The organism is Bradyrhizobium sp., from assembly GCF_049798375.1.
In the GTDB taxonomy this organism is placed as follows: Bacteria; Pseudomonadota; Alphaproteobacteria; order Rhizobiales; family Xanthobacteraceae; genus Bradyrhizobium.
In genome coordinates, this window is record NZ_JBARGP010000571.1 from 1 (window position 1) to 6,092 (window position 6,092).

At 64.0% G+C, this 6,092-nt stretch carries 7 protein-coding genes; 6 read left to right on the top strand and 1 reads right to left on the bottom strand.

Translation table 11 applies throughout. From position 1 onward, the window contains the following. Positions 1-328 precede the first annotated feature (328 nt). Both WA702_RS22900 and WA702_RS22905 read left to right on the top strand, forming a co-directional pair. Positions 329-874: a sigma-70 family RNA polymerase sigma factor gene (locus WA702_RS22900; protein WP_425112840.1), complete on the top strand. Its 546-nt coding sequence runs from the start codon at positions 329-331 to the stop codon at positions 872-874. Between the two features lie 2 nt (positions 875-876). Then, positions 877-1,515 carry an NrsF family protein gene (locus WA702_RS22905; protein ID WP_425112841.1) on the top strand — a complete coding sequence of 213 codons (639 nt, stop codon included), beginning with the start codon at positions 877-879 and terminating at the stop codon, positions 1,513-1,515. Between the two features lie 5 nt (positions 1,516-1,520). Here the strand turns inward: WA702_RS22905 and WA702_RS22910 are convergent, their stop codons facing one another. Continuing rightward, complete coding sequence (locus WA702_RS22910; protein WP_425112842.1) at positions 1,521-2,639, bottom strand: DUF2336 domain-containing protein; 1,119 nt, start codon at positions 2,637-2,639, stop codon at positions 1,521-1,523. Between the two features lie 465 nt (positions 2,640-3,104). Between WA702_RS22910 and WA702_RS22915 the strand changes: the two genes are divergently transcribed. The 4 genes from WA702_RS22915 to WA702_RS22930 all read left to right on the top strand — a co-directional run bounded on the left by WA702_RS22915 (position 3,105) and on the right by WA702_RS22930 (position 5,991). Beyond that, positions 3,105-3,674, top strand: a complete 570-nt coding sequence (locus WA702_RS22915; protein ID WP_425112843.1) for a sigma-70 family RNA polymerase sigma factor — start codon at positions 3,105-3,107, stop codon at positions 3,672-3,674. Continuing rightward, positions 3,671-4,417: a hypothetical protein gene (locus WA702_RS22920; RefSeq protein WP_425112844.1), complete on the top strand. Its 747-nt coding sequence runs from the start codon at positions 3,671-3,673 to the stop codon at positions 4,415-4,417. Before WA702_RS22915 ends, WA702_RS22920 begins: the two co-directional genes overlap by 4 nt. Before the next feature lie 335 nt (positions 4,418-4,752). Beyond that, a complete protein-coding gene (locus WA702_RS22925; RefSeq protein WP_425112845.1) occupies positions 4,753-5,115 on the top strand; it encodes a nuclear transport factor 2 family protein in 363 nt (120 codons plus the stop codon). A gap of 48 nt (positions 5,116-5,163) precedes the next feature. Beyond that, positions 5,164-5,991, top strand: a complete 828-nt coding sequence (locus WA702_RS22930; RefSeq protein WP_425112846.1) for an alpha/beta fold hydrolase — start codon at positions 5,164-5,166, stop codon at positions 5,989-5,991. Positions 5,992-6,092: the final 101 nt, after the last annotated feature.

A 6,092-nucleotide genomic window follows, 5' to 3' on the forward strand; every position in this document is an offset into this window, starting at 1 on the left:
GCCGGCAAAGCCGAACGCGGAGGCTGCGATCAGCGCAGCCGCCAGAAATGCTGAACGTCCACTGGCTTGGATTGTCATCTGATCATCTCCCCATCCCGCCAGCCCCGCCACAGATTGGACCCCCGCCCGTGTCGAGAACGGGGCGGAAAAAGGGAATCTTGTCGTCCCAGCGGGCGAAAGCTGGGCAACGCGCGGCATGTCCATCCGAGGCCACGGAGAGGCCGCGATCGCCCCGGAAACGCCTGCATCGGCTTGCTCACGGCTTCGTGATTGGAGCTTTTGCGAGTAACAATCTGAAAGGTCGTCCGAATTACATCTCAGGTGGTGCGTGCGCGAACGTGACGACGAGTGGACCGGCTTGATGCAGCAGGCCATCGGTGGTGACGACGAGGCCTATCATCGTCTGCTCAGGCAGGTCACGCCGGTGTTGCGGGCCGCGGCGCGCCGCGGCTTGGCGCGGGCTGGGCAGCCGCCAGATCAATCCGAGGATATCGTGCAGGAGATTCTACTCGCAGTGCATCTGAAGCGGCATACCTGGGACGTGAGCGCACCGTTCGCGCCCTGGCTGTTCGCGATCGCGCGCAACAAGCTGATCGACGCGCTGCGCCGCCGGGGCCGGCGCATCTTCGTCAACGTCGATGACTTCGCCGAGACGCTGGCCGATGAGCCTGCGGCACCGCAGGTGTCAGCCGGCGAGGTGGTCGCGCAACTGCAGACACTGCCGCAGCGCCAGCGCGAGGTGCTGCAGTCGATCGCGGTCGAGGCCTCTTCGATCAAGCAGACCGCCGAGAGGTTTGCGATGAGCGAAGGCGCGGTGCGGGTCGCACTGCATCGCGCGCTCTCGAGCCTCACCGCCAAGCTCAGGGAGCAGTGAGAATGGATACCGATCAGCTCATTCGCTCTCTTGCCGCCGACAACACGCAGCGTGCCTTGCCGGTCGGCATCATCCTGCTGCTGGCGCTGATGGCTGCGACGCCGGTGTCGGCCGCCATGTTTCTGCTGGGGCTCGGCGTCCGTCCCGACGTCATGGTGGCGATGCGCAATCCGTTCTTCGACCTGAAATTCGTGGTGACGACGGCGCTCGCGATCTCGGCCGCCGCGGTCAGCCTGCATCTGTCGCGGCCGGAAGCCTCGCTGCAGGGCTGGGGCTGGCTGTTGATGGCGCCGATCGTCGTGATCGCCTGTGGTATCGCGAGCGAGATGATGCTGCCGCAGCGGCTGCCGATGCTGGCGCGGCTGGTCGGTCACAATTCGCTGCTCTGCATGTCGGCGATTCCCGTGCTGTCGCTGCCGATACTGGCGGCGGCCATGTTCGGGCTACGTCACGGTGCGCCAGCGCGGCCGGCGGCAACGGGGGCGATCGCCGGGCTGCTCTCGGCCGGCACAGCTGCGACGCTCTATGCGGCCCATTGCACTGACGACTCGCCGCTGTTCGTCGCGACCTGGTATACGATCGCGGCCGGGATCGTCGCCCTCATCGGCGCGCTGATGGGGAAGCGCGTGCTGCGCTATTAGCTCTGCTAGGCAGCCGGCGCCGCCGCTTCCTGCATGCGATGGAAACGCAGCACCTGCTGGGCCGTGGACGGCCGCAGCCGCTCATAGGTGGCCTTGCAGGGCGACAGATCGGTCGGCGGGCCGCCGACCAGCTCATCGCGCATCTCGATGATCTGCCGTACGGCCGGCCAGGACAGGCCGGCGACCTTGGCCAGGATCATCACGCCTTCGGCGCGGCTTTCGATCATCATGGTCTCGGCGACCGACACCGGCACGTTGGCCATCGCCGCCAGGGCCGCATTGGCTTCGTCGAACTTCTTCTGCTCGGCGAATTGCTCCAGCAACTGCTCGTCGAGCCGGCCGTGCTCGTGCAGCGAGCGGACCAGCTCGTGCGCGATCTCGGTCTGCTTGGTGAGTGCGACCGGCGTCGAGCGCGCCCGCCGCGTCACCGTGCGCACCGCGGAGGAGATCTCCTTCGAGTGCTTCGGATTTGCTGCTTCGAGCCGCGCGCGCACCGTGGTGGACGCCTTGGCGAGCAGTTTGAGAAAAAAATGCCGCGGCAGGTTCGGCCGGGTCGCAAGGCAGGCGGCCAGATGATCGTCCTGCGCGGCGCGGTCGATCAGCTTGGTGGTGCTGCGCTTGGAGAGCGCCGCGCCCGGGTTCTGCGCGGTCGAGCGCACCACCTCGTCATCGCCGCGCAGTAGCAGCACATCGGTGACGGCCCGGCTCAGCACCCGGCGGATCGAGATTGCGAGCAGGTGAGCCTGGCTTTTGGTTCGCGCGGTCTTGATCAGGGTCTGGTCGTCGAGGGGCTCGAATTTCGACAGCACCGGACCCGCAACTTCGATCGCGTCGTCATCGCAGAGCTTGCGCAGCGTGCGCGGCGGCGCGATCTCGCTGGCGGCCAAGCGATGGGCGAGCAGGGACTTGGCCGACATCTCGATATGCTCGATCAGGCACTCGAAGACGTCGTCGAACAGCGCCATCTGCTGTTCGGAAAAATCGATGGCTCCGTCGATGAAGAGGTCGGTCACCCGGCGCAACATCTCGACCCGGCGAGCGACGGTGCCGTTGGCAAGCGTCGCCTGCAGCTCGTCGAGCAGAGTTTCGGTGGAAGCCGTGGATTTCGAACTGATCAATGTCATAATCGCAACGTGTTTCGTAATTTTCTTCTGCGCGAGGACCGGAAAGGTCCCGCAGCTCAGCCACGATGAAATCAGGAGGGAGGACGCCGCACAGCCCATCTTCCCGCCAATGGCCGAGCCAGCTCGAAAAACTACGTGGAAAGCCTTGCGTTTTGGTATCTATGGATACTGGTTTTTCAGCTGCCACATCCGTTGCCACGGGATGGAATTTGTTCGATCGAAGAAAATTCGTTCGGATCGGTATTGGAGGGAGCGCCATGCTCCAGGCCGGTCATTCGGAAGGTCTTGCAGTAATATGATGCCGCTCATCCGGTTCGAACGATCCTGCAGGAAGCGCCGGCAAAAAAACGCGTTTCTGTGTGCTGGTTCACAGGGACGTGCGTATCTTTGCGGTATTCTGAAATTTTTTACGGGCTGCGTCGAACCACGCACCCCGTTTTCCCGACCAATCCTGCGAGACGGCCATTGATCGCGACACAGGCGGCATCAGACGAAACCCTGATCGCCCGGATCGCCCAAGGCGACCGGCTCGCCATGCAGGTGCTGTACGGACGGCACCACGTCAGGGTGTTCCGTTTCGGGCTCAGGCTCGTGCGGGACGAACAGGTTGCGGAAGACCTCATCGGCGACGTCTTCCTCGACGTCTGGCGTCAGGCTGGCAAATTCGAGGGCCGATCTGCCGTCTCGACCTGGTTGCTGGCCATCACGCGATACAAGGCCCTGTCTGCGCTGCGGCGCAGGAAGGATGTCGAATTGGAGGACGAGGCCGCCAACGCGATCGAGGACACCTCCGATGATCCGGAAGTGGTGGTGCAGAAGAAGAATACCGGAGATGCATTGCGCAGGTGCCTGACAGCGCTCTCGCCAGAGCACCGGGAGATCGTCGATCTCGTCTACTACCACGAGAAATCCGTGGGGGAGGTGGCCGACATCGTCAAGATTCCGGAAAATACCGTCAAGACGCGCTTGTTTTATGCGCGCAAGAGACTGGCCGACCTCTTGAAAGCGGCTGGCGTTGAGCGAGGCTGGCCATGATGGCATTGAGCAAGCAGATGCAGGAGCACGACCCCAGCGAGATCGAACTCCTGTTGCCCTGGTATGCGGCCGGTACACTTGATACCAACGACATCAAGCGCGTGGAGGAGGCCTTGGCGCGCGATCCCACGCTTGCCCGGCAATATGCCGCGATCCAGCATGAATATGCCGAGACCATCGCGCTCAACGAGAGTCTGGGCGCGCCGTCGATGCGGGCGATGCAGAAGCTGTTTGCCGCCATCGATGCCGAGCCGACCCAGGCTGCGACCGTTTCGCGCGGTCTCGGTCGCCGGCTGCTCGGCTTCCTCGACAGGCTGTCGCCGCGCGCGCTGGCCTGGTCGGCGAGCTTAGGCATTTTGCTGGTGCTGGTGCAGGCCGGCGTCATCGCCACGGTCTTGATACGAAGCCAACCGGCCACCTACCAGACGGCCTCGTTCGATGCCCGCGCGCGGCTCGCCCCAGCGCCGACGAACGCGCCGATGAGCGCGGAGCCATTGACCCGCGCGCTGAGGCCGCAGCCGACTGCCGTTCCGGTGCACGTGCTGGTGCGGTTCGCGCCGGATGCCCGCATCTCCGACATCACGGCGCTGCTCAACAACTATCAGGCCACGATCATCGACGGTGCCAAGGGCGGCATGTTCACGCTGCAACTCGGGCGGGCGATGTCGAAGGATGATGCCGACAGCCTGATCGCCCGACTGAAGCGTGAGAAGATTATCAGCCTTGCGGTGGACACCCCGTAAGGCTTCGCGCGTCCGGCGGTGATCCACGTTTTCGTGAGCGATCCCAAAAAATCGCCTGTTATTTTGAACGTGGACCGCACTGCTGACGACGAACCGATGTGGGAGCGGGAAACCCTCCCAGGCTATATTCGGCGCGAGCGCCCATCCACCCAAGCGCCAATATGGCTAGACCCGTCCGGTTGTCCCCCCGGGCGGGTCCTTTATTTTTCGCATTGCTTTTGGATCCGCGCTTCCCGGCGATCTCGCGTCGATATTGCCCGGCATTACCTGGCGCGTAATCGCAATCCTTCTTGGCTTCGACGATTTTGGCTTCGTACTCACACGGAGCGCAAATCATGAGATCCCCGCAAAAGCTTGCAGAAGATTACATCGAGGTCTGGAACGCGCGCGACGCGGGGCAGCGGCAGGCGCTGCTCGCAGCCACCTGGACCGAGGATGCGGCATACGCGGACCCGCTCATGCGCGGGGACGGCAGGCCTCAAATCGACGGCCTGATCGCCGCCGTTCACGAACGCTTTCCCGCCTTCCGGTTCAGCCTGCTTGGCGCCGCCGACGGCTACGGCGATGTCGTGCGGTTCTGCTGGGGCCTCGGACCCGACGGCAGCGAAGCCGTCGTCAAGGGCACCGACTTCATCCGGCGGAGCGGCGACCAGATCGCGTCGGTCACTGGATTCATCGACCAGATGCCGCAAGGCTGAACGGCCATCATGGGAGATCGACTGTAAACGGCGCAAGGCAACCACGACATGAGCATGCATCCGAACCGCAAGCCGTTCGTCCAGTCCAGGGACGAAACCAACCTCTACGTCCAGGACTGGGGCTCCGGCCGTCCGATCGTCTTTCTATCGGCGTGGGCATTCGATTCCACGACTTGGGGTGAATACATCAACGCGCTGATCGCGAGGGGCCACCGCTGCGTGGCGCCCGATCGCCGTGGGCATGGCCGCTCCGACGCGCCCTGTCACGGCTATGATCTGGACACGCTCGCCGACGATGTCGGCGCCGTGTTCGAGCAGCGCGATCTGCACGACGCCATTCTGGTCGGCTATTCCATGGGCTCGATCGAGGCGGCGCGCTATCTCGCGCGCCAGGGCGCCGGGCGCGTCAAGAAGCTCATCCTGATTGCGCCCACGACGCCATCCCTCGCGCAGACCGCAGACAACCCCGATGGCGTTCCGGTTGAACTGATCGAGGCACAAAATCGCGCGATCGGAGATGACTTCCCCAAATGGCTGTCGGAGAACGAGGCCCCGTTCTTCACCGAGGCAACGCTCGCCAAGACGCGCAGCTGGATTATGATGATGATGCTCGGCGTCGCGCTGCCGATCGCGCTCGCGTGCCGTGATACGATCGGCAAGGCGGACGTGCGGGGAGATTTGGCGCGGCTGGATATGCCGACTTTGATCGTGCAGGGCGACAACGACGCCAGCGCGCCGCTGCCGCTGACCGGCGCCAAGACTCAAAACCTGATCAGCGGCAGCCGGCTGATCGTTTACGAGGGCGCGCCGCATGGCCTGCCGCTGACCCACAGGGAGCGTCTGCTGAATGACATCGTGTCGTTCATCGACAGCTGAGCGACGGCAAGCCGGCAGACCTGGTAGCCACCTCGGCGGCCCCATCCGGACAATGTCCGGATGGGGCTTTTTTCGAATTCAGTCGAGGCCTGCTCTTGGGC

Coding starts and splice junctions, on each gene's coding strand:
- WA702_RS22905 (WP_425112841.1), top strand. CDS start 877: ATGGATACCGATCAGCTCATTCGCTCTCTTGCCGCCGACAACACGCAG.
- WA702_RS22910 (WP_425112842.1), bottom strand. CDS start 2,639: ATGACATTGATCAGTTCGAAATCCACGGCTTCCACCGAAACTCTGCTC.
- WA702_RS22920 (WP_425112844.1), top strand. CDS start 3,671: ATGATGGCATTGAGCAAGCAGATGCAGGAGCACGACCCCAGCGAGATC.
- WA702_RS22925 (WP_425112845.1), top strand. CDS start 4,753: ATGAGATCCCCGCAAAAGCTTGCAGAAGATTACATCGAGGTCTGGAAC.
- WA702_RS22930 (WP_425112846.1), top strand. CDS start 5,164: ATGAGCATGCATCCGAACCGCAAGCCGTTCGTCCAGTCCAGGGACGAA.